The organism is Microcystis sp. M165S2, assembly GCF_020245885.1.
Lineage (GTDB): Bacteria > Cyanobacteriota > Cyanobacteriia > Cyanobacteriales > Microcystaceae > Microcystis.
Window position 1 is genome coordinate 1 of the sequence record NZ_JADBTZ010000073.1, and the last position, 23174, is coordinate 23174.

Annotated in this window: 18 protein-coding genes and 2 pseudogenes; 6 read left to right on the forward strand and 14 right to left on the reverse strand. The window is 44.0% G+C overall.

All coding sequences use genetic code 11. The features are described from left to right. The first annotated feature begins 517 nt into the window (after positions 1 to 517). Positions 518 to 1765, forward strand: a complete 1248-nt coding sequence (locus tag IM479_RS04145; RefSeq protein WP_287685888.1) for a DUF4912 domain-containing protein — start codon at positions 518 to 520, stop codon at positions 1763 to 1765. A gap of 122 nt (positions 1766 to 1887) precedes the next feature. Here IM479_RS04145 and IM479_RS04150 read toward each other — a convergent pair whose 3' ends face one another. Then, positions 1888 to 3540: an acetolactate synthase large subunit gene (locus tag IM479_RS04150; protein WP_287685889.1), complete on the reverse strand. Its 1653-nt coding sequence runs from the start codon at positions 3538 to 3540 to the stop codon at positions 1888 to 1890. Between the two features lie 301 nt (positions 3541 to 3841). Beyond that, positions 3842 to 4321 (reverse strand): hypothetical protein, encoded by a 480-nt coding sequence (locus tag IM479_RS04155; RefSeq protein WP_041804515.1) that lies wholly within the window; start codon positions 4319 to 4321, stop codon positions 3842 to 3844. Between the two features lie 336 nt (positions 4322 to 4657). Here IM479_RS04155 and IM479_RS04160 point away from each other — a divergent pair, with 336 nt between their 5' ends. Further along, a complete protein-coding gene (locus tag IM479_RS04160; protein ID WP_286827096.1) occupies positions 4658 to 5281 on the forward strand; it encodes an IS607 family transposase in 624 nt (207 codons plus the stop codon). Beyond that, a pseudogene (locus IM479_RS04165) lies at positions 5244 to 6377 on the forward strand (RNA-guided endonuclease InsQ/TnpB family protein). Before IM479_RS04160 ends, IM479_RS04165 begins: the two are co-directional and overlap by 38 nt. On the opposite strand, the gene IM479_RS04170 reads toward IM479_RS04165, so the two are convergent. The 3 genes and pseudogenes from IM479_RS04170 to IM479_RS04175 all read right to left on the reverse strand — a co-directional run bounded on the left by IM479_RS04170 (position 6361) and on the right by IM479_RS04175 (position 8068). Further along, complete coding sequence (locus tag IM479_RS04170) at positions 6361 to 6969, reverse strand: PEP-CTERM sorting domain-containing protein (protein WP_287685890.1); 609 nt, start codon at positions 6967 to 6969, stop codon at positions 6361 to 6363. The pseudogene IM479_RS04165 and the gene IM479_RS04170 overlap by 17 nt on opposite strands. Positions 6970 to 7062: 93 nt before the next feature. After that, positions 7063 to 7137, reverse strand: a pseudogene (locus IM479_RS22965) (choice-of-anchor K domain-containing PEP-CTERM protein); the annotation flags it as partial. A gap of 253 nt (positions 7138 to 7390) precedes the next feature. After that, positions 7391 to 8068, reverse strand: a complete 678-nt coding sequence (locus IM479_RS04175) for a TIGR04283 family arsenosugar biosynthesis glycosyltransferase (RefSeq protein ID WP_287685891.1) — start codon at positions 8066 to 8068, stop codon at positions 7391 to 7393. 231 nt (positions 8069 to 8299) lie between these two features. Between IM479_RS04175 and IM479_RS04180 the strand changes: the two genes are divergently transcribed. Next, entirely contained in the window at positions 8300 to 8629 is a 330-nt protein-coding gene (locus tag IM479_RS04180) for a CoA-binding protein (protein ID WP_286827100.1), read from the forward strand. A gap of 6 nt (positions 8630 to 8635) precedes the next feature. On the opposite strand, the gene IM479_RS04185 is transcribed toward IM479_RS04180, so the two are convergent. Next, a complete protein-coding gene (locus tag IM479_RS04185) occupies positions 8636 to 10495 on the reverse strand; it encodes an iron uptake porin (RefSeq protein ID WP_287685892.1) in 1860 nt (619 codons plus the stop codon). 389 nt (positions 10496 to 10884) lie between these two features. On the opposite strand from IM479_RS04185, the gene IM479_RS04190 reads away from it, so the two are divergent. Further along, positions 10885 to 11271, forward strand: coding sequence for a hypothetical protein (locus IM479_RS04190; RefSeq protein WP_323801816.1), 387 nt, complete (start codon positions 10885 to 10887; stop codon positions 11269 to 11271). 311 nt (positions 11272 to 11582) lie between these two features. On the opposite strand, the gene IM479_RS04195 is transcribed toward IM479_RS04190, so the two are convergent. Continuing rightward, positions 11583 to 12959: a cobyrinic acid a,c-diamide synthase CobB gene (locus IM479_RS04195; protein ID WP_287685893.1), complete on the reverse strand. Its 1377-nt coding sequence runs from the start codon at positions 12957 to 12959 to the stop codon at positions 11583 to 11585. A 638-nt stretch (positions 12960 to 13597) separates the two neighbouring features. Between IM479_RS04195 and pckA the strand changes: the two genes are divergently transcribed. Continuing rightward, positions 13598 to 15277, forward strand: a complete 1680-nt coding sequence (gene pckA / locus IM479_RS04200) for a phosphoenolpyruvate carboxykinase (ATP) (RefSeq protein ID WP_287685894.1) — start codon at positions 13598 to 13600, stop codon at positions 15275 to 15277. A 103-nt stretch (positions 15278 to 15380) separates the two neighbouring features. On the opposite strand, the gene IM479_RS04205 is transcribed toward pckA, so the two are convergent. From IM479_RS04205 to IM479_RS04235, 7 genes are all read right to left on the reverse strand, one after another. Then, entirely contained in the window at positions 15381 to 16598 is a 1218-nt protein-coding gene (locus IM479_RS04205) for a BaiN/RdsA family NAD(P)/FAD-dependent oxidoreductase (RefSeq protein WP_287685895.1), read from the reverse strand. Positions 16599 to 16618: 20 nt separating this feature from the next. Continuing rightward, a complete protein-coding gene (gene urtE / locus IM479_RS04210; protein ID WP_185239060.1) occupies positions 16619 to 17317 on the reverse strand; it encodes an urea ABC transporter ATP-binding subunit UrtE in 699 nt (232 codons plus the stop codon). Between the two features lie 38 nt (positions 17318 to 17355). Beyond that, positions 17356 to 18102 (reverse strand): urea ABC transporter ATP-binding protein UrtD, encoded by a 747-nt coding sequence (gene urtD, locus IM479_RS04215; protein WP_287657179.1) that lies wholly within the window; start codon positions 18100 to 18102, stop codon positions 17356 to 17358. A gap of 114 nt (positions 18103 to 18216) precedes the next feature. Then, positions 18217 to 19371, reverse strand: a complete 1155-nt coding sequence (gene urtC, locus IM479_RS04220) for an urea ABC transporter permease subunit UrtC (RefSeq protein ID WP_287685896.1) — start codon at positions 19369 to 19371, stop codon at positions 18217 to 18219. Positions 19372 to 19374: 3 nt separating this feature from the next. Further along, positions 19375 to 20535 (reverse strand): ABC transporter permease subunit, encoded by a 1161-nt coding sequence (locus IM479_RS04225; RefSeq protein WP_287685897.1) that lies wholly within the window; start codon positions 20533 to 20535, stop codon positions 19375 to 19377. Between the two features lie 94 nt (positions 20536 to 20629). Beyond that, on the reverse strand, positions 20630 to 21946 hold the full coding sequence (urtA, locus tag IM479_RS04230) for an urea ABC transporter substrate-binding protein (RefSeq protein ID WP_287685898.1): 1317 nt from the start codon (positions 21944 to 21946) through the stop codon (positions 20630 to 20632). A gap of 676 nt (positions 21947 to 22622) precedes the next feature. Next, positions 22623 to 22898, reverse strand: a complete 276-nt coding sequence (locus IM479_RS04235; protein WP_002732425.1) for a TMEM165/GDT1 family protein — start codon at positions 22896 to 22898, stop codon at positions 22623 to 22625. Positions 22899 to 23174: the final 276 nt, after the last annotated feature.

The following is a 23174-nucleotide window of genomic DNA, read 5'->3' on the forward strand; positions in this document are numbered from 1 at the left end:
AGAGATTTAACAGGTGGCAAAATCGCGATCGCCAATCAGTGTTGGACGGGTGTAATTTCAGCTATTCAGTCATTATGAGGGTTATGACATTTTTGGTGGGGGTGCTAAAATCTGCTTCTAGCATCAAAATGAGAATTGCTGCTAACACCCCAACACCCTAACACCCCATCAACCCAACACCCCCCGCAACGCGCACGCAGTGACCACCCCAACACCCTAACACCCCAACACCCTAAAACCCCAACAGCCAATAAGAATATCAAAACTTCCTGACATGAAAATCTTTTGGGGATCAAGGGTTTGGCGATTTTGTCAAGAAATCATGACAAGGCACTTGGTCAAAATCGGAATCTTACTGTTTAATAGGTATTTATAACAAGCGATTCCCTTGATCCCCATCGAGTGGATCTCTCGTTCACACAGCAATCGATGAGTAGTTAGAAGGATTACCCAGATCACTGCTTTTGCAAATGCTCAAAAACATTTGCCGTCGTAACTAATCGGAGAGTGTCAACTCATGGTCCCAGAATACCCACCCTTAGATGAGATGACCTTGCGGCAACTGCGACGAGTTGCCAGTCAATACAGCATCTCTCGTTACAGTCGGATGCGGAAAACGCAATTAATTGAGGCAATTACCCAAGCTATGGGAGTAAGCGGCAATTTTAAATCTACTATTAAAGAGGAAAAACCAGTGGAAGCAGCAAAATTTGAATTAGGTCAAGCTAACCCGATCGAAGATGTACTAGGTTCGGTGGATGATGGTTTAGGAGATCTGCCCGGTGGCTACGGTGAAAATCGCATTACCCTCCTACCTCGCGATCCTCAGTGGGCCTATGCTTACTGGGATATCCCCAACGAATCAAAAGAAGCTCTACGTCGTCAAGGGGGACAACAGTTAGCCCTGCGTCTTTATGATGTCACCGATATAGATCTCAATAGCCAAGGCGCGCATAGCGTCCAAGAATATCTCTGTGATGAATTAGCCCGGGAATGGTATTTACCGGTTCCGGTCAGCGATCGAGATTATGTTATCGATATCGGTTATCGTTGTGCTGATGGTCGTTGGTTAGTTTTGGCCCGTTCTCCTTTAGTGCGGATTCCTCCCGTCTATCCTTCCGACTGGATTGAAGATATCTTTGTCACCGTTAACTGGGAAGAAGAACTGGTGGGCAAAACTGTTTACGAACTCGTTCCCCCCAGCAAACGCTACGGCAGCAGCGCAGGAATCACGGGAACTAGCCCCATCTACGACCAAATTTTCGAGAGTGTCGGCGATATCGAGGCCCTACGGGTGGCCGGTTCCTTGTTTGGTTCCATGCAGCACGTCGCTGGTTCCGTACCAATGTCGGAAGTGATCAGTTCTTATGTATTCCCCTCCGGGGTTGGTATGTGGGCAGTTCCCACGGTATCGGGACTAACCGCTTCCGGTATCGGCATAACTGCTTCCGGTATCGGTATGGGTGCTTCGGAAACCCTACAACGTCCGCGCAAATTCTGGTTAGTTGCCGATGCAGAATTAATCGTCTATGGTGCTACGGAACCCGATGCCACCGTAACTATCGGTGGTCGTCCGATTAAACTCAATTCCGATGGCACTTTCCGCTATCAGATGTCCTTCCAAGACGGTTTAATCGATTATCCGATTATGGCCGTGGCCGCCGATGGTGAACAAAATCGTTCTATCCACATGAAATTTACCCGGGAAACCCCCTCTCGCAATACCAACACTAAAGATGAGGCGGTTCTAGAATGGTTATTCTAGATCGGGTTTTCTAACGTTACCAAAGCCAACCTAATTACTTCCCCCTAGCTGAGATTTAGTTAGGGGATTTTTTTCGAGAAGATAACGGCAAGCTTTCGGGGGTTGCTTGCCGCTATCAACTTCTATTCCCAAATCTGACAGCTTAGATCGCCCGATTTTTGGGAAAGACGCAGATTTTCACCGTAATCGACGGGAACATCAATAACAGTGGGAACCTCTTGCCGGAAAGCCTCCTCTAGTATCGGGATCAAATCCTGAGTAGATTCCACCCGATAGCCTTTTAATCCCATACTTTCAGCAAATTTAACAAAATCGGGATTACCAAACTTAATAAAAGAAGATGTCCCAAAATGGTTAAACTGCTTCCATTCGATTAAACCGTAACCGCCATCATTAAAGATGAGAGTGACGAAGGGAGTTCCCACCCGCAAAGCTGTCTCCAATTCCTGACAATTCATCATAAAACCGCCGTCCCCCGTCACCGCTACAATGCGTTTATCGGGATGAACTAACTTAGCGGCGATCGCACCGGGGATAGCAATACCCATAGCGGCGAAACCGTTAGAAATAATGCAAGTATTGGGACAATCGCAGTGATACTGGCGCGCCATCCACATTTTATGAGCGCCCACGTCACAAATAGCGATATCTTCCGGTCCCATCACCTGACGCAGATCGTAGATCAATTTTTGTGGCTTGATCGGAAAACCCGTATCATTGGCATAAGTTTCGTAATCGGCCCGAATTTCCGTCTTTAATCCCGCGGTGACAGGAGTTGGTTTATTCTGGCGATCGGCCCGTTTGAGGATATCGATGAGAGAATCGGTGATATCACCCACCACTTCCACCACCGGGGCATAACTGCTGTCAATTTCCGCCGGAGTCATGCCGATGTGAATAATCGGTAATTTCCCGTCTGGATTCCATTTTTTCGGGGAATACTCGATTAAATCGTAACCAACAGCGATAATTAAATCACTGCGATCAAAGGCACAACTAATCAAATCCCGTTGCTGTAATCCTACCGCCCAAAGAGCCAGAGGATGGGTATAGGGAATCACCCCCTTACCCATAAAAGTGTTAGCCACAGGGATATTCAAGGCCGTGGCGAATTCCGTTAAAGCCTCACTAGCATTAGCGCGAATTGCCCCATTTCCCGCCAAAATCAAGGGATTTTTCGCTTTAGAAATCACCGCCGCCGCCATGTTCAAAGTCCGATAGGAAGCGTAAACTTTTTCCTGACTATCGAGGGGCAAGGGATGACCATCGGCAGCCATAGCGGCGATATTTTCGGGAAGATCGATATGAACTGCCCCCGGTTTCTCACTTTGGGCGGTTTTAAAGGCTCTCCGTACCACTTCTGGGGTGATACCCGGCCGCACGATTTGTTTATTCCATTTCGTCACCGGGGCGAACATGGCCACCAGATCTAGGTATTGATGGGATTCAATGTGCATCCGATCGGTTCCCACCTGGCCGGTGATGGCCACTAAGGGCGCCCCATCGAGGTTAGCATCGGCTACCCCTGTCATCAGGTTAGTCGCCCCCGGTCCTAAAGTGGAGAGACAAACCCCCGCTTTTCCCGTCAAGCGTCCATAGACATCGGCCATAAAAGCCGCACCCTGTTCGTGACGGGTGGTGATAAATTTGATCGAGGAGTTTTTCAGGGCTTCCAAAACATCGAGGTTTTCTTCCCCGGGTAGCCCAAAAATATACTCGACCCCTTCATTCTCTAGACATTTAACTAGAAGTTCGGCTGTGTTTAATTCCCCCATAATTCCCTCCTGTAGAGCTTACTTCATCAGTAAAGTCTCTAGAGATAGTTCATCCCGGCGGATTGAGGTTGTTGCGCTCAACTCGTCGGGATGATATCAGTAGACTATATGTACCAATGCAGCTGAATAAAATTTTGTTTAAGTCTATCCATATACTATTGTGACTTAGATCTTGACCTTTGGCAGATTATTTATTAGTGAACTAGGAAGTTTTCGTTTTGGGGAGCCGGTCGTCAGGAGACTCCGAGACAGCTTTTATGTATTCTCCCCACACCCCACACCCTACACCCTGCCCCCAGTTTTATGCCGTTAATTCTTCCGCGGCGTGGGCTAGTTGGGCGGCGACTTTGGCTAAATAGGGACGACTTAACCACCAGATAAAGGGGGACAGCCAACCCCGCAGAGTGACAGAATAGGAAATATAACTACCACAGAGGGTTGATTCCACTTGGTAGGTCATTTTCTGTTCCATGCCGGGGATAGCGAGAACTCTTAGGCTGAGGAGTTCACCGGGGCGGACATTTTCCACAAAAACCCGGATAGGAATGGGAGTCAGACGGGTGACAGCTTGATAGATTAACCCCGGTTTAGCGATTAAACCCAAGGGAACATCAGCCTTGGCAATCAAAGGATGCCAAGAGACATCGGCCACATTGATTAATTTTTGCCAGAGGACATCGACGGGGGCAGTACTGACCACCCGATAGGTTTTGTAGAGTGAAAACTTACAGAATAGTCTGCCTTTGGCCGCTACAATCCTTAAGGAAAAATTGAGAATCACCGATTGCCTCCCGCAAAAATAATCTAGGGAATCTTCTATTGTAAAAAATAAATGGCTTTCCGGGAGTGTGCGCTTTTGATAATTTTAAAATATGGCAGTAAGCTCAAGGGGTGACAAAGAGGTTCAAAGGTAGGTGGTATAAAGATTGTAGCCAAATGTCCCCCAAAGAAATAGAGTGGTTATGGCAACCACGGCACTGGTATCTTCTAGTTGAAGACTTAAAAGGTTGCGATACAAAAGGTTCAACAAAGCAGGCGAATCTGGAGTAAGTAACAGAAATCAAAAATTTAACTAATATTATTTAAACTTGCTCATAATCTGTGCTATCATAGTCTTATGAGCAAGTTAACCATATCAGAAGCGGCTAAATTAAAAGGTGTAAGCGTATCAACTTTAAGACGTTGGGAGTCCGAAGGTAAACTAATACCCGAAAGAACCGCTAACGGACATCGGCGTTATACCATTTCTCAGTTGCTTGGAGTAAAAGAGAATCTCTCTTATACTGTTGGCTATTGCCGTGTTTCTAGTCATGACCAAAGAAAGGATTTGGAACATCAAAAAGAAGTTGTCGAACTGTTTTGCGCTCAAAATGGTTGGCAAGTTGAAATCATAGACGACCTAGGTTCGGGACTTAACTACAACAAGAAAGGATTAAAGCGATTAATCAGATTGATTGTTGATAGTAAAGTAGAGAGATTAGTCTTAACTCATAAAGATAGACTACTTAGATTTGGTAGTGAATTAATCTTTAGTCTGTGTGAACACTTTGGAACTGAAGTTGTCATTATCAATCGAACTGAAGACAGTACATTTGAGGAGGATTTAGCACAAGATGTCTTAGAAATTATTACTGTATTTTCTGCTAGGTTGTATGGCTCCAGAAGTCACAAAAATAGAAAAATCGTAGAGGAGTTAAGGGACGTTGCTACTAGGATTCAAGACGGAATTAAAACTGAATAATCAACAACGCTCATTATTATCTCAACACGCAGGAACCGCACGTCATGCTTGGAACTGGGGATTAGCTTTAACCAAGCAAATCTTAGACCACAACAAAGCTAACCCAAATGATAAAATTAAGTTTCCTACTGCTATTGACCTTCACCAATGGTTGGTAGCATTAGTTAAACCTGAAAATCAATGGTATTATGAGGTGTCTAAATGCGCTCCTCAATGAGCGTTAAGAGCTTTATCCAATGCGTGGAAACGATGCTTCAAAAAGATAGCCAAACCACCAAAGTTTAAGAAAAAAGGTAAACCGGATAGTTTTACTCTGGATGGTAGCATTAACGTTGCTCATCAAAAGATAAAAGTTCCTGGGATTGGTTGGTTAAAAACTTACGAGCGATTACCCCATGTATGCCAGCCAAAATCCGTAACTATTAGCCAAAAAGCTAATAGATGGTTTATTAGTTTTAAGATTGATGTTGAACGGCAAAAAACCGATAAATCTATCGACGGAATAGGAGTTAATTTAGGGGTTAAAAACCTAGCCACTCTTTCAACTGGTGAAGTTATCGAAGGAAGTAAAAGCTATCGTAAACACGAGAAAAAGTTAGCTAGACTTCAATACCTGAACCGACATAAAGTCAAAGGATCAAACAATTGGAAAAAAGCTCAGAAGCAAATTGCTAAACTTCATTTTAAGATAGCTAATATCCGTAAGGATACATTGCATAAACTCACCACTTATCTGTCCAAGAACCACGGCAAGATAGTAATTGAGGACTTAAATGTTTCTGGAATGTTAGCTAATCGTAAGTTAGCTAAAGCTGTTCAGGACATGGGATTTTATCAATTCCGAAGACAACTTGACTATAAAACTCAGTTGTATGGAGCGGAGTTAATCCTCGCTGATAGATGGTTTCCCAGTAGCAAAACCTGTTCCAATTTTGGATACAAAAAAGAGTCACTATCTTTAACCGAAAGAGTCTTTGAATGTGAACAATCACTAAAATTAAGAGTTAAATTTGGAAGGTTTCTAGACCGCGTTTTTCCTCAAGTGGGGATGGAAAAATCCCATCCCCATACTTTTCAATTTATCGTTTTTGTTTGAATTGAGAACCGATGCCCAAAAGTCCTAAACCTAATAATCCTAAAATTGCTGAAGGTTCGGGAACCGGTGTGACATTGATGTTATCAAACTGATGAAACGGGGATGCCTGAATCCATTCAACAGATACTAAATTAGTGAAGCTAGAATTAAAGGTAAAAGTTTCTAGGGTACTGAGAATTGCATCGGTAGTAAAAGCTTGGGTAACGGTACTAGAATCGGCTTTTGTTCCTGTAAAATTGACAGTCACACTATCATCACCATTGATGCTAGTTAGTTGAATAGAATTTAAGTCAAATAAGCCTCCGCCATTTTGGGTTAATCTGGTGATTCCATCAATCTCATTATTGAATAAGGCGGTGGAACCGGGGTAACGAGATTCCTGAGTGCCAAAAAATGCAAAGGGCTCAGAAGTAGACAGGCTATCTAGGGTAAAACCGTCTTCGGTATAGGTAAAACCGGCATAATTAACGACTGAGTTATTTTGTTCTAAGCTTTGAAAATCGATAATTACAGCTTGGGCGGCTTGGAAAGGAGCTAGGATAGCTAGAGCTGCCCCTGCTACAAATAAGTAATGCTTACCCCCCCCCCGCACTTTTGATTATTTTTGCTGATAATTGAGTCATTTGTCATACCCTCTTTGGTAAGTTTTCTCCCATTATATTACTATTTTATTTTTCAAAAGACTGGTTGCCCCTGCTACAAATAAGTAATGCTTACCCCCCCCCGCATTTTTGATTATTTTTGTTAATGTTTGGCTCATGGAAACATCTTCTTTGGTAGGGTTTCTTCGATTGTATAGCAAAGACCAAGGTGCTTAGGACAATCCATCGCTGAAACCCTGTTCAGATAAGAGTTTGAAAATTGAAAGCGTCCTAAATAACCCATTATTTGCTATATAATTGTATTTGGCTCTCTTGGATATTGGCTGAAAAATGTTGACAACGTCACATTATGGGCGCAAGCGTTGCGCTCCTACATTACACAATGACCTAAAATACTTTTTAAGCAAGCCTTTATGACCATAAACGATAAAAACTTTTCAACAAACGAGGCGGAATTTTAAAATAATAACCAATAATAACTAATTGATTAACTAAGGTAGTTTTCCAGACTCCTAATTTTTGCCAACGTCTTGCCGAGGTAATCACCGCTGCAGAAACTATGGCTATTTTACCCCTTTTTTTCAATCTTTGTATTAATTCAAAATCTTCCATAATTGGCAACTCAGGAAAACCGCCCAAATCGGCAAAGATTGAGGCTTTTAAAAATATTCCTTGGTCTCCGTAGGGAAGGGAAAGCCAGCGAGAACGCCAATTAACTAATTTTTCCACTAAGCGCAGGGTTTTTTCCTCTCCATCAATTTTTAATTCAAAGGCTGCCGCTACTATCCCAGATTGGGATAAAGTATTGATAATTTGTTCTTGAAATTCATGGGGTAGTAAAGTATCTCCATGCAGAAATAACAAAATATCTCCTTTCGCTATTTTTGCTCCTAAATTCATCTGAAATGCACGACCTTTTCTGGGTGAAATAATTACTTTAGCTCCCAATTGTTCGGCTATTTCTCTAGTTTTATCCGTACTTCCCCCATCGACAACAATAATTTCTACTCCTGCACCTATCTGTTTTAACGTTGCTGCAATTCCTAACTCCTCATTAAGAGTCGGAATGATAATACTAAGATAATTCATCAGGTTTTGCGGTAACTAAAGTCAGAGTATTTAGTGGCAACCATCGGGTAAATTTTCCTACAGATACCGAGGGATTGATTTCGATTTGTAATAACTGTTTTTCCTGTAGAAAAGTTAAACATTCCTGTCAGTTTTCTAGAGTGGCTAAAGCTGGAGTCAAAAGTCGATACCAAATTAGGTTACACTTCATCTTTATGAGAAACGAAACTCTGTTCTAAGATAGGTGGGACAATGCCGAATATTAAAGGAGACGATGGTGCGCTCAAAACCATTTTCAGCAATAGTAAAATTATCGCAGTGGTCGGGCATTCCGAGAAATCGAGCCGCGCCAGTTATCAGGTGGCCAAATTCCTGCAAGCGGTGGGTTATCGAGTCTATCCGGTCAATCCTATGGTCAAGCAAATTGACGGTCAAAGCTGCTATCCTTCTCTAGAGGCTATCCCCGAACCTGTGGATATTGTTAACGTTTTTCGTCAAGGATGCTTGTATCCAGATAGAATATCAGCGTCTATTTGCCTAAAACAAAACCCCACCATGGGTGGGGTTTCGGGTTTAATTTAGGAAATCCTAGAAGGTAAAGGTTCCGCGGAGAGTGCCAATCCACTCGTTACCAGTGCCTTTGAACTGTTCAGGTGCAGAAATCCAGATGACACCGGGGGTGATAGAAATATTGTCGGTGACTTGGTACTTGTAGAACAATTCAACGTGGTAGGGAACGATGTTAGATACTTTTAGCCCCATGTCTCGGAAGCTTAAGTGACCGATGTAGGGCTGCGCACCAGCAAACAGACCTAAGATATTTCCTTCTTTACCTAAGTCGGGGAAGGCAATACCAGCACCGTAGGTCCACACTTCCGCATCACCGAGACCGAGTAAGCGCACGGTGGAGTAGGAACCGAAGGCACTCAAGCTGGCGAAACCAATATCCACTGCACCAGTTAAACCGTAGCTATTGGATACTTTGGCTCCGAAGTTGAAGAAACCGACTTCATCCTGTAGGGTGACGCTATCAGGATTGTTGCCGTTGACGTTGAGCAGGGTATTTAACTGAGTTTGGGAAAGGTTAGCAGCGGAAGTCCCCGTTACACCGAAGGAACCACCGTTACCGAAGATGGCAGTATCGGCACCTTGGTAAGCGTTAACGTAGGTGAAGCCGACGTTGAGGAAGTTAAAGAGGTTAGCGTTAATCTGTGCTAAAGCGGCGTAATCTCCGTTAAAGAGACCATTACCCGGGTTAGGATTGGCCGCAGAACTAGAGCCACCACCACCGGCTAAGTAACCCAAGGATAGGGAGGTCGGACCGACAATGCTTTGGAGGAAGCCTAACTGTAGGCTAACACCCGCCCCAGAACCACCACCGATACGGTAGATGGGGTTTTCGGAAGCGAAGGTAGATAGCGCACCATTACCACCGTCGAAGTCTTCAAAGAAGGGATTAGTGGTGGGAACGAAGTCATTCCAAATACCACCCCAAGCGGCAACATAGGTATTGAAGCGACCAAAATAACCTAAGTCAATCGGGGTATAGTAGGCCAACCAGTCGAGAACCACATTGCTACCGTTACCGGCCGCGGTCCAAGTTTGGAATAGGGAAGGGCTTTGCAGATTATCGAATCTGACGGAAGCGGGATCACCATTTTGTAGTGTGGTGGTCGATTTGTAATCAAATCCGAAGGGAGTGGCACTACCCGCCGCTAAACGAGTTTTCAATACGTCCTGACCGGTGAAGCTCGTGTTTAACAGCAAACGAGCGCGGTATTGCATGGCGGCCTGGGAGGCGGGGCTACCGGCACCGACCGTATCGGTGACAGCGAAGATAACTTCCCCAGCTAATTTGGTGGTGGTGGAGAATTGGTTATTTTCGAGGAAAGACACCCGGCTTTCTAAGTTATCAACTCTAGCTCCCAACGCCGCTAATTCGGCCTGGAACTCATCCATCAAGCGCTTGAGGGCATCTAAGTCTTCCTTGAGGACGTTGACACCATCTTGAATTAAACGCTCCATCACGTTTAAGCAAGCGTTTAAACCAGCCGCAAATTCCCAACGGGTTAAAGCTCGGTCGCCGCGGAAGGTGCGATCGGGATAACCAACAATACAACCGTAGCGCTCCACAAGGCTTCTTAGGGCCTCGAAAGCCCAAGCGGTGGGGGAAACATCCCGCAGTTGGTTAACGCTGGTGACTTGATCGATGGTGTTGCCCTGTACGGGTGCAACTTGACCTTCGTTACCGTACTGTTCGATCTGATTGATTAGTTCGCCAGTTCCTGCAGCGTTGTCCTGAACTTGAGCGATTTCTAGATTGTTAAATTCGGTAGAAACACTGGTAGATTTGGCGGGATCGAAGCTACTAGCATTAGCGGAAGCTACCAGGGTAGCCCCTAAAATCGCTGGGCTAACCAGCAATGATTTCCAGAACATTCTTAACATGATGGTTTTTTCCTCACACCTTATAGGTTGACTACACAGTTTGACGACGCATATAGCCTTGCTATTCTTTTGCTATTATACACAATTTAATTACTTAGGGAAAGATGTGATCTCATTTTTTTTCCCTTGACCAGTTGACAAAGTGGCCACCCTGTCGCTCCTGACGGCACTTAAACAAAAACTAAAGTAGGTTAGAATCCTTACAGAGAGAAAACTTAAGCTCACACAACAGGCTCGTCTAGACGAGTGGGGCCAGGTTCTGTGATTTTGATAACGGCCACTGAACTGGGTTGTTGTCAGGTTAATTGACGATTTCTATGGTGGCACTCTTAATATGGAGTGATGTCTAATGGGCAAAACTTAACGCCGATAAAAACAGAGACAAGACCATGAAAAAAAGAAAGATAGCCAATACACTGCGTAAAGCCTTGCTAGAAGATGGCAAGATGGAACGCGCTCTCTATGAATACGAATTAGAAGAACACATAGACTACTGGTACGAAGGTCTCAAGTCCGACCGTGATCAGTTTGTCTTTGCCGTCACGGAAAACTCCGGTGATGTGGCAATGGTATTGATTACGCCAGGTAAAACTATCTATGTCAATGAGGAGGCCAGAGAGAAACTCTCTGAATTCTGGATAAAAGCTTATAAGCATAATATAAATCAACTCCTTCCCATGATGGCAGAGAATTTGGCCAATGATATTATCTCGGTGACAGGCGTTAAAATGGTGTCCCCAAACCAGAAGCGGCGCTGGGTTAGTTTGCGCCCGTAGAGTTAAAGTGAAGAAAGGCTCCCTTAGGGCAAAATCAGGGCAGGTTTAGACAATACTGACGGGAAACCCTCAAAAACTATCCGCCCTTACCAATTGCTCGGTAAGGGCGGTGTAGCGGGTCATCGGAATCGACACCAGACTGCCGGAAGGAACTCCAGCTAGTCTAAATCTTGTTTAGACGTGGGGTCTAGAGAACAGCCCCGGCGCACAGCCGGCTATTGTCGATTAGGAGACCCATGCTTTTACTACTTTCTACCATCGACATCACCTCCTGTATCCCTTAACGGATTGATTATCAAGTTTATCTGCAATTAGCTTAACGCAGCTATGCGGAAAAAATCAAGGCCGGCAGCTAAAAATTTTTTCGGCAGGCTGAGATTAGCCCCAAAATGTAGGTGCAGATAGGAAGCGTGCAGATTCTTACCTTGCCACCCTTCGGCATTGATAGCACTTTTGGGGAATGCTTGCAGTTGATAAATCGGTGCGTCGCTCACCCCGCTTAATTGGGAGCGATGGAATTCATGACCGCGCACTGGTTGACCTGCTTTGAGCAGGATCGTCTCCTGTTTGGCGATGGCTTGCCGATAACCTAGGGTTAGTTTCGGGGACATTATAGCAGATTGGGGGATTATTTGCAACATGGAATGGTTTTTTTGCTCAAAATCAATTATTTTTTCACATAAATACATTAATCCCCCACATTCGGCGTAGGTGGGCATTCCAGAGGCGATCGCTTTTCTCACCTGAGTTAAGATAGGGGTGTTAGCGGCTAATTCCGGGGCAAAGATTTCGGGAAAACCGCCACCAAAGTACAATCCTTGTAGGTTTTCGGGCAAATTTGCCCCTTGCAAGGGACTCCAAAAGATTAATTCTGCGCCTAAATTGGCTAAAATATCGAGATTATCGGGATAATAAAAGTTAAAAGCCTTATCTCTAGCAATACCAATACGGATAGGGGGAAAAAGCTTATTTTCTCCTGTTGGATTTTTCGGGTTCTCTTGAGGAGAAATAGTGAGTAAAGGCAAGAGAATGTCCCAATTAAAGCAGTTTTGGGCAATAGAAGCCAGTTGATCTTGCAGTTGCCTGATTTCTCCTAGTTCATCCCTGGGAACTAATCCTAGATGGCGATCGGGAATTGTCAGGGAATCTTGACGACGCAAAACCCCGACAATCGGCATATTGATGGATTCTAGGGCGGTTTGCAGTAATTGCAGGTGGCGATCGCTACCAACCCGATTGAGGATAACTCCGGCTAGATGGAGATTTTTGTCTAAAGATTGATAACCGCGGACGATAGCGGCGACAGAGGTAGATAAACGACTACAATCGATAACTAACAGCAGAGGAAGCCCTAAAATACGGGCAATATGGGCGGTACTGGCATAATCGGGAAATTGAGTAGCGCTTAATTGAATACCATCAAATAGCCCCATTACCCCTTCAATCAGAGCATAATCGACATTTTGACAATGTTGGGCAAAACAGGTTTTTACATAGTCTTCAGAAGTTAAAACCGGATCGAGATTGCGACAGGGGCGACCGGTAAAATGAGTATGGAACATGGGATCGATATAATCGGGCCCGACTTTAAAAGATTGCACTCGATCGCCACGACTGATTAAATAGGCCAAAATTGCCAGAGTAATCGTAGTTTTACCGACTCCGCTTCTTTCTCCTGCGATGATCATTATTAGTTGTTTTTTTTCGAGATCGAGCTAGACTTAATTAACCTGTTACACAATCAATGCTCAAGCTTGCCAACGGCTAATAGAGTTAATTTTGGCCGCTAACTGATCCCTGTGTCAATCGACTTTTTTTATTAGCGGTGAAATCAATTTGACCACGTTTATGATCTTTGGCATCATCTCCGGACGACCAGCTACTGTTCTGGCGTTCCGACGTTGCCCAAAACCAGAGACTTCCTACCGCACCATTAAGATAACTGCTAGATTAGCTGACCAATTTTGTTTAGCTGTTAATTTTTGTAAAAAAAACCTCGTCTGTATCCTATTGTACAGCTAGACTAAAAATAGCTAAAAAAAGCAGTTAGATCGGCAAGAGGGAAAAGGTAAAAACCCTGACTGGAAGATGACGGGTAAATACGCAAATAATCCTGAATTACCGCTCTAAAATTGGCTTTACGGACAGCGAGAGACCAGATTAATCAGGGAAATATCGTCAGATAAACTAATCAATATAGCTTCTTAGGTGTCTGGGAGTGAAAAAAGACAGAGAACGGAGTCTTTCTAGTTTCTATAACTGCACTAATCAGAGACCTGGGACTTAGCTCTAAACCGACAACTAAATTATCAGGAGAATTGGGGTTATGCTGACTCTACACACGCTGACCAATGATAGTATCTCTTGTCCCTTGCCCGATCGCGTGGAGAACGTCAATTTCCACTACGAATTAGAAAATCAAATTCATCCCACCTACGGCCTCGAAAACCTAGGCATGAAAAATCTCGGTCGCGTTTATCGCAATCTTTCCGTACCGCAATTAGTCGAACAGGCGATCGAACGTCATGAGGGTGTTTTAGCCGATAATGGGGCTTTAGTGGTGGAAACGGGTAAATATACCGGCCGTTCCCCCAAAGATAAATTCATTGTCAAAGAAGCCAATAGCGAACAGGAAATCGACTGGAATCAGCATAATGCCCCGATTAGTGAGGAAAAATTCCAGCAGTTATACCGAAAAGTCCTCGCCTATGTGCAGGGAAAAGACCTATATATCTTCGATGGTTACGTCGGGGCCGATCCTAATTATCGCTTTGGCGTGCGCGTCGTCACCGAAATCGCCTATCATAACCTCTTTGCCCATCAGTTATTCCTCCGGCCCAGTGCGATCGAACTAGCTGCCCATCAAACTGATTTTACCGTGATTGCCCTGCCGGGGTTACAGGGAGATCCCGAGGATGACGACCTGAACAGCGAAGCCTTTATCGTCCTCAACCTGGCCAAAAAAATCGTTCTCATCGGTGGCACTCGCTACGCTGGCGAAATCAAAAAATCCGTCTTCTCGATGATGAACTACCTGATGACCAAACAAGGGGTTTTACCGATGCACGGTGCCGCTAACATGAATAAACACGGTCATACAGCCCTCTTTTTCGGTCTTTCCGGTACGGGTAAAACCACCCTTTCCGCCGATCCTAAACGCAGCCTGATCGGTGATGATGAACACGGTTGGTCAGAAGACGGCATTTTTAACTTTGAAGGCGGTTGTTATGCTAAAACCATCCGTTTAAGTGCCGAATACGAACCCCAAATCTGGGCGGCGATTCAATTTGGCACTATTCTCGAAAACGTTATCCTTTCCCCCGATAATCGCCTTCCCGACTACGATGATGGACGTTTGACCGAAAACACCCGCGCCGCCTATCCCCTGCGTTATATCCCTAATTGTGCCGTATCTGGCATGGGAACCCACCCGAAAACTATTATCTTCTTAACTGCCGATGCTTTTGGGGTACTGCCACCAATCGCCAAATTAACCACGAAACAGGCGATGTATCATTTCCTCTCCGGTTATACTAGCAAATTAGCGGGAACGGAACGGGGAATCACCGCCCCACAGGTGACTTTTTCCAGTTGTTTCGGTCAATGTTTCTTCCCTCTGTCACCCCTCGTCTATGCCCAAATGTTAGGGGAACGTTTAGAACAACACCCGGAAACCTCCGTTTATCTGATTAATACCGGTTGGTCCGGCGGTCCTTATGGAGTCGGCGATCGCATTTCGATCAAACACACCCGCGCTATGGTTTCCGCTGCTTTAAATGGCGATTTAGAGGAAGTAGTTTTCCATCCTCATCCCATCTTTCAAGTTCTCGTCCCCGAAATTGTCCCCGGAGTTCCCAAAAAAATCCTCGACCCGCGACAAGCATGGCAAGATGGCGAATCCTACGACCTACAGGCGCGAGAATTGGCCCATCGTTTCGTGGAAAATTTCCGTCAATTTACCACTGCCTCCCAAGAAATAATTGCAGCCGGTCCAATTTGGGAATAACAACATCAAGGAATCGGTTATCAACTATCAGTTAAGGTGAGATTTTCTCAGAGTTTGATTGCCGTCGGGTGTATTGGGGCAGCCTAATACACCGGCAATATTGCTATCTATTGCCCATAGCTTGTCCGGCAAGATAACCAGTGGTCCAAGCGCTTTGAAAATTAAATCCCCCCGTGACTCCATCGATATCTAGTACCTCCCCGGCAAAATATAACCCCGGACAGATTTTACTTTCCATAGTTTTAAAATCCACTTCCTGAAGATTCACTCCCCCAGAGGTAACAAATTCCTCCTTAAACACCCCTTTTCCTTTGATTTGATATTCCCCTTGCTGTAATTCAATCATTAATCGATTGAGAGTATTTTTAGATAATTCAGCCCAGGGAGTTTCCGAGTTAACAGTCAAGTAACTTAATAAACTCTGCCAAAGACGCTTGGGTAACTGCTCAAAGGGACAATAATTAAAGAGTTTTCTTTTGGGATATTCACTTTTAGTTTGTAAGATAATTTCTCGCAATTTTTCAGGATGATAATCCTCCAACCAATTAATTATTAAAGGCATTCGGTAATGATGCTCGTGAAGTAACCGCGCTCCCCAAGCAGAAAGTTTTAAAATAGCCGGTCCACTAACTCCCCAATGGGTAATTAACAAGGGTCCGATTTGTTCTAATTTGCTTCCCCCAAGACGAACTCGCACTTTATCCACAGTAACCCCTAACAAATCTTTCAGACGAGGATCGGCAATTTGAAAGGTAAATAAAGAAGGGACAGGAGAGATTAGAGAATGACCTAAATCTTGAGCGGTGCGATAACCAAAAGGACTACTTCCCGTCGCAATTAACAGCTTATCTGCCCTAATTTGCTCATCTCTTTTTAATTCAATCAAAAAACTTTCTTCCTGTTTTTTTACCGATTTGACTGGGGAATTTAGCCTTAAATTAACCCTGGCAAAAGTCGCACTTTCCCGCAGACAATTAACAATAGTTTCAGAATTATCGGTGCTGGGAAACATTCGCCCATCCGCTTCTGTTTTGAGTTTTACCCCCCGCAATTCAAACCATTTAATAGTATCTTGGGGTTGAAACCGACTAAAAGCTCCCCGTAGTGCTTTGCCACCGTGAGGATAATAATTAACCAATTGAGAAACATCAAAACAATGATGGGTGACATTACAGCGTCCCCCTCCCGAAATCCGCACTTTCACCAGAGGTTCTTTTGCCGCTTCTAGGATAGTAACGCCAGCTTTTGGGTTAGATTCTGCCGCTTTAATTGCTCCAAAAAATCCCGCTGCCCCGCCGCCAATTACGACTATTTGAGTCATATATCAAGGAAAAAGTAAGTTTAAACCGCCAAAAATCGCTGAATGACTTCTTGACTTAATTCGCTCGTGAAACCGGAAGCAACAATTCCCCCTTTTTGCATGGCGTAATATCGATCAGCTTGGCGGACAAAATGCAGGTGTTGTTCTACTAATAAAACGGCGATTCCTTTGCTGGCAACAATACGCCGTACCGCTGCTTCAATTTCGAGAATAATTGACGGTTGAATTCCTTCCGTGGGTTCATCTAAAATTAATAATTTTGGTTCCCCCACTAAGGCGCGAGCGATGGCTAATTGCTGTTGTTGTCCCCCGCTTAAATCTCCTCCCATCCGCGATAACATGGTTTTTAAAACGGGAAATAAATCAAAGATTTCTTCGGGAATTGTGGCATTTTTTCTTTTTGTCGGTAAAGCTTCTAAACCGAGAATTAAATTCTCTTTTACCGTTAAACGGGGAATAATATCCCTACCCTGCGGCACATAACCCAGTCCTAATCTGGCTCTTTGATCTGAGGTTTTATTAATCAGGTTTTGTTGCTCATAATTAATTACTCCCGCTCGCGGTTTTAAGATACCCATTAGGGTTTTTAATAGGGTAGTTTTACCCACGCCATTACGTCCGATTAAACAGACCATTTCTCCCGCATTAATGTTAAGATCAACATTTCTTAAAATATGACTTTCTCCGTAGTAAACATTGAGATCAGATATGTGTAACATTGTCAACCCTTTTTAACTAATTTTAATTGTTTGACTTTTTATTCTTCCGAGGAACCCAGATAAACTTCAATAACTTTCGGATCATTTTGAATTTGCTCCATATTCCCCTCACATAGAACAGTTCCTTGGTGTAAAACCGTGACTTTGCGGGCAATTTGACGGACGAACTCCATATCGTGTTCAATGACAATAATTGAATGACTTTCCGCTAGATTTAATAACAAATTACCCACGTTTTCCGTTTCCTCATCGGTTAATCCTGCTACGGGTTCATCTACTAGCAGTAAATCTGGTGACTGGGCCACTAATTGGCCAATTTCTAGGCGTTGTTTTTCCCCGTGGGACAGTAAAGAAGCGGGTAAATCAGCTTTAGCAGTTAACCCGATAATTTCCAATAAACCAATAACTTGTCGGCTATCTTCTAGAGGAGGACGACCGAAAAGAGTTGAGAAAACATTTTTATTACGGTTACTAACTAAATCGAGATTTTCTCGCACAGTTAGATTTAAATATACCCTAGGAGTTTGGAATTTGCGACCAATACCCAAACGAGCGATCGCATATTCGGGAATTTTGCGGAGATCTCGACCTTTAAATAATACCCGTCCGATGGTGGGTTGCACTTTCCCCGTAATCACATCTAAAAAAGTGGTTTTTCCCGCACCATTGGGACCGATAATCACCCGCAATTCTCCCGTATCCATACTGAAATTAAGATTATTGAGAGCTTTAAAACCCCCAAAACTAACGGTAAGATTCTCGATTTCTAAGATTTTTCCAGTCATAATTTCTAAGAGGGAGTTGGGAAGTATTTTCAGTGAACAGTGAACAGTGAACAGTAATCAGTGAACTGAAAACTCACATCTGAAAACTGAAAACTGATAACTGATAGCATAAGATCACTTATGCTCTAATTCTTCTTTTTCCAGTTGCACTTCTGGAGCTTCCTCAATACTAGGATAGGTAATCAAAGTTTTGTGGAAACCAAAATGAGTCAGCAAACGTTTAATCCCACCGAGAATACCATCGGGAAGCACTGTCACCACAATTAGGAATAATGCCCCTTGGAAAAATACCCAGACTTCCGGAAATTGTTCGCTTAAAAAAGTTTGGGCCATGCGTACTAATAAAGTACCGATAACTGCCCCCACAAGGGTAGCACGTCCCCCCACAGCCACCCAAATCACCATTTCAATGGAAAAAGCCACATCCATAGATTTAGGAGTGATAATTCCCGTTTGCACGGTATAAAGAGCGCCGGCAACACCAGCAATTGCCCCAGAAATGGCAAAAACTAACACCTTAAACCAAGTAGGATCATAACCGGAAAAACGAACCCGCACCTCATCATCGCGAATGGCGACTAATAAGCGCCCAAATCTGCCCGTAGTTAACCAACGACAGAGGAGATAAATAGCCAGTAAACAGACAATTGTGAGTAAATAAAAGGCCTCTTGAACGGAATCGGAACCCACCAGTAACCCGAAAATTGTTTGGGTATCGGTTTTTAAGCCATTAGTGCCGTTAATTAACTTTTGTTGACCGTTAAAAAAGTTAAAAAATACCAGTAAAGCCGCTTGGGTCAAAATCGAGAAATAAACCCCTTTAATGCGATTGCGGAAGATTAAATAACCTAATAATGCCGCCACGATCGCTGGTACAATAATTAGGGCTAGAATTGTCAAAGGTAGGGAATAAAAAGGTTGCCAAACAAAAGGTAATTCTGTCACCCCGTAGAGAGTAAAAAATTCGGGCATTTGTCCCGGTGGTAACTGAAGATTTAGGTACATGGCAAGAGCGTAACCACCGAGGGCGAAAAAAATGCCATGACCAAGACTTAATAAACCCGTATAACCCCAGATTAAATCTATCCCCAAAGCGACAATAGCGAGGGAAAGAAATCGCCCCAATAAACGCAAGCGGAAAGCCGACAAAGCTAAGGGCAGCAACAGCGCAAAGATGACCACCAATCCAACAATAACAGCGATTTCCGTGATTAACTTTTTCTTTTCCCGTTGTCGGGATTCGTTTCTAGTGATGGTTTCGGTAATCATAATCTATAACTCGGCAGTACGTCCTTTAGGAGGAAAAATTCCCGCAGGTTTGAATTGCAAGAAAGCAATAATTAAAGCAAAAATCATCACTTTTGCCATGCTAGTGGTGGAGAAAAAGGTGAAGAAATCCGTTAGGGGTTTTAGTGCTGCCACGGAACCAAAAATCAGGGCAAAAGTTCCCGAACCAATTAAATAATTAGCCACACCAATCGCCATGGCTGCGATAATAGTTCCTAGGAGATTACCCACTCCTCCCACCACCACTACCATAAAAGTATCAACGATATAATTTTGTCCCACATTTGGACCGACGGAACCCAAGAAACTAATCGCACAACCAGCAACTCCAGCTAATCCCGAACCGAGGGCAAAAGTCAAAGCATCCACTTGATTTGTCGGAATACCTAAACAGGAACTCATCGGGCGATTTTGGGTGACGGCACGAATGCGTAAACCCCAAGAAGATTTATTTAAAAACCAATAGGTTCCTAACAAACAAATGGCAGTTAAAATGATAATAAATAGACGGGTGTAGGGCATTTGAAAACCTGGTAAAGGTAAACCTCCCCGTAACCAAACTGGAGCAGTAACATCGACGTTTCTGGCACTAAACCAGGGTCTAGCGAGAACGGTATTAAAAGATAAAAGATAGCCTAATAATCCAGCGATAGCTAGGGATAAAGGCAGGGTGATACCAATAGCTAAATTGCGAATTCTCTCCCAATCTAAGCGACGACTTAAAACCGTCATTGCCCCAAAAAATAACAGACAGAAAACTATTAAACTAATTATTAATAAACCGTTGACACTTCTGACAAATTGCTGCAGAATTAAGCTGACTCCCCAAGTGGCCAGCAGCGTTTCTAGGGGTCTGCCGTACAGGAACCTAATCACCCCCCTTTCTAATAATAATCCCGCCAATCCTGACACTAAAAAAGCGATCGGTAGGGCAAATAAAACATAAGTATCAAAGAGGGGAGAACCAAAACCTTTAAAGATATTCTGCACCACAAAAGTACTGTAGGCCCCTAACATCATTAACTCACCGTGAGCGAGATTAATCACCCCCATCAGTCCGAAAACAATCGCTAGTCCTAAAGCGGCCAGCAATAGCACAGAACCGATGCTAATACCATTAAATAATCCTTCTAATAATGCTGACACTTTTCGTTATTCCTGTGCATTTTTAAGCTTTAAAAAGTGGGGTGAGCAGTAATGCCCACCTCACTCTCGTTATTGTCTGGAAAAACTCCTAAAACTAGGATTTTTCCATTTTGAACTTACCACCCTTAGCCGGATCAGTCCAGTCACAGGCAAAGCCCTTAGTTTCGGGGACAAATTGGTTCCAGGGTTGCGGATCCACCACCCCCGGAGTTGACCAAATGATGTCAAATAGACCATCATCTCTCACCTGACCAATGCGGACGGTTTTGGAGATGTGATGATTGGGGAACATTTCCACCGGTCCTTCGGGAGCATCGAATTTTTGTCCGATGGCGGCGGCGCGAACTTTGTCGAGATCATCGGCGGTTGCCGCTTTTTCCACCGCTTGCTTCCAGAGATAGACCATGATGTAGGCCGCTTCCATCGGGTCATTGGTCACGCGATCGGGACCGTATTTAGCTCGAAAAGCCGCAACAAATTTCTTGTTAGCGGGGGTATCTACGGTTTGGAAATAGTTCCAACAAGCGTACTGACCGAGGAGATATTCCTTACCAATCTGTTTAACTTCTTCCTCGGCAACACTCACCGACATGACCGGATATTTATTGGGAGTTAAACCGGCCGCTTGCAGTTGTTTAAAGAAAGCCACGTTACTATCACCGTTGAGGGTGTTGAAAATAACGCCGCCATCGGGTAAAGCTTGCTTAATTTTAGTGATAATCGGGGTAACTTCCGTGTTACCTAGGGGTAGATAGTCTTCGCCCACGGTTTCGCCGCCTTTCGCCTTTAACTGCTCTTTAATGATCGTGTTGGCAGTGCGGGGGAAAACGTAGTCGGAACCGACAAGGAAGAATTTTTTCCCTTTGTTTTCCAGCAACCAAGTCACTGCTGGCTCGATCTGCTGGTTGGGGGCAGCGCCAGTGTAGAAGATATTTCTAGAACACTCTTGACCCTCGTACTGGACGGGATACCAGAGCATATGGTTTCTGGATTCAAACACGGGCAAAACCGCCTGACGACTGGCGGAAGTCCAACAACCGAAGACGGTCAAAACTTTGTCCTGATCGATCAGTTTGGTGGCTTTTTCGGTAAAAGTTGGCCAATCAGAAGCGCCATCTTCCACCACTGCCTCGATCTGTTTACCAAGAACACCACCCGCGGCATTGATTTCCTCGATCGCCAGTTTTTCCGCATCGACTACGCTGGTTTCACTGATGGCCATGGTGCCACTGAGGGAGTGCAGAATACCCACCTTAATTGTCTCTCCAGAAGTTGGGGCGGGACTAGCAGCTGGGCTAGGACTGGCCGTGGGGGTTTGGCTTTGATTGCCACCACAAGCTTTTAACAGAATACTGGTTCCCAGAGCGGCAGAACCGTACAGGAGAAATTTACGTCGTCCTAAATTTGACATGATGATCTTGAACTAACCTCGCTGACAATATTAGCTACTTCACACGGATGTTTTTGCTGAGGAGATTTTTGGGAATCTTTCTACGAATATCTGTGTGATATTACGGCTAGGTTAGCAGATTTTTTGTAATTTTCGCTACTTTTTGGATATTTTTTGTAATTTTTGCTACTTTTTCCCAAAAAATTAATGATTTTTATGGAATTTACCTAAGTTTTTTAGCTATCAGGAGTCGGGAGACAGGAGGCAGGAGTCAGGAGACAGGAGACAGGAGGCAGGAGTCGGGAGAATTAAGAATGAATAATATAACGGTTCTCACATCTGTGTGGCACACTTTAACCTTTGCTGATTAAGCTTTTCAGGATTGAGAATGTACCTCTTGTCAACAGGAAACGCTATAATCAATTAAGTGGTCTATTGCAATTTCCATAGTTGTGAGGTACAAAGTCTTAGGTTTTGAGGAGTCAGGAGTTAAGATTTTGGTGTACCTCATGAGATTGGGAAACGCTATATTTACATACTTTATGCGATTTAATCCTTATTTTTGCCGTTTTTGAACCATCAAAAATTAATTACGCAAGAGGTTTATAATAATACAATAGCCTCGCGTGCCTGGAAAAAGTGCCAAAACCGTTTTCTAGTAAGGCTTCCAGTAATATTCAGCCCAACCAAATAATTATCAATCCGAATCTGGCCAAAGCAGCCGGACAGCAAGCAGCGCAAAACCAATGGCCGCTATCGCTTTTAATATCTTAGCGGGGAATAACTGCGCCATACTGCCGCCCGCAAGGACTCCTAAGAAACTGGTGCAGATTAAGGCGGTAATTGAGCCAAAAAAGACAGCTTTAGGTGATTTGGAACTGCCACCGAGAGCGATCGCTACTAATTGACTTTTATCGCCTATTTCTGCCAAAAAAACCGTGATAAATGTCAGTCCGAATAATTGCCAATTCATAAATTAGACCTCTGGTAAAAATCAAAAATTGTCGTGGTTGGTTAGGAGTCAGGAGAATTAGGAATGAAAAATAATCAATTAAATGCTCTATTTAGGGTCTGCTGAAAAAGTTTTTCGGTGGGGGTTGGGGGATGGGGGATGGGTTTTACCGATTTTCAGGTGGTCAACTACCTAATTTTCAGGGAAAAAGTACCTGAATTTTCCCCCTGATCACTCCCATGCCTGGTACTTTTTGATTGACAAAAAGTCTAAAAGTCTTACCCAACAAGGTTTTTA

Bases quoted from the DNA above. Each gene is read 5' to 3' on its own strand.
- IM479_RS04145 (WP_287685888.1), top strand. From the start codon at position 518: ATGGTCCCAGAATACCCACCCTTAGATGAGATGACCTTGCGGCAACTG.
- IM479_RS04150 (WP_287685889.1), bottom strand. From the start codon at position 3,540: ATGGGGGAATTAAACACAGCCGAACTTCTAGTTAAATGTCTAGAGAAT.
- IM479_RS04160 (WP_286827096.1), top strand. From the start codon at position 4,658: ATGAGCAAGTTAACCATATCAGAAGCGGCTAAATTAAAAGGTGTAAGC.
- IM479_RS04175 (WP_287685891.1), bottom strand. From the start codon at position 8,068: ATGAATTATCTTAGTATTATCATTCCGACTCTTAATGAGGAGTTAGGA.
- IM479_RS04180 (WP_286827100.1), top strand. From the start codon at position 8,300: ATGCCGAATATTAAAGGAGACGATGGTGCGCTCAAAACCATTTTCAGC.
- IM479_RS04185 (WP_287685892.1), bottom strand. From the start codon at position 10,495: ATGTTAAGAATGTTCTGGAAATCATTGCTGGTTAGCCCAGCGATTTTA.
- IM479_RS04190 (WP_323801816.1), top strand. From the start codon at position 10,885: ATGAAAAAAAGAAAGATAGCCAATACACTGCGTAAAGCCTTGCTAGAA.
- IM479_RS04195 (WP_287685893.1), bottom strand. From the start codon at position 12,959: ATGATCATCGCAGGAGAAAGAAGCGGAGTCGGTAAAACTACGATTACT.
- pckA (WP_287685894.1), top strand. From the start codon at position 13,598: ATGCTGACTCTACACACGCTGACCAATGATAGTATCTCTTGTCCCTTG.
- IM479_RS04205 (WP_287685895.1), bottom strand. From the start codon at position 16,598: ATGACTCAAATAGTCGTAATTGGCGGCGGGGCAGCGGGATTTTTTGGA.
- urtE (WP_185239060.1), bottom strand. From the start codon at position 17,317: ATGTTACACATATCTGATCTCAATGTTTACTACGGAGAAAGTCATATT.
- urtD (WP_287657179.1), bottom strand. From the start codon at position 18,102: ATGACTGGAAAAATCTTAGAAATCGAGAATCTTACCGTTAGTTTTGGG.
- urtC (WP_287685896.1), bottom strand. From the start codon at position 19,371: ATGATTACCGAAACCATCACTAGAAACGAATCCCGACAACGGGAAAAG.
- urtA (WP_287685898.1), bottom strand. From the start codon at position 21,946: ATGTCAAATTTAGGACGACGTAAATTTCTCCTGTACGGTTCTGCCGCT.
- IM479_RS04235 (WP_002732425.1), bottom strand. From the start codon at position 22,898: ATGAATTGGCAATTATTCGGACTGACATTTATCACGGTTTTTTTGGCA.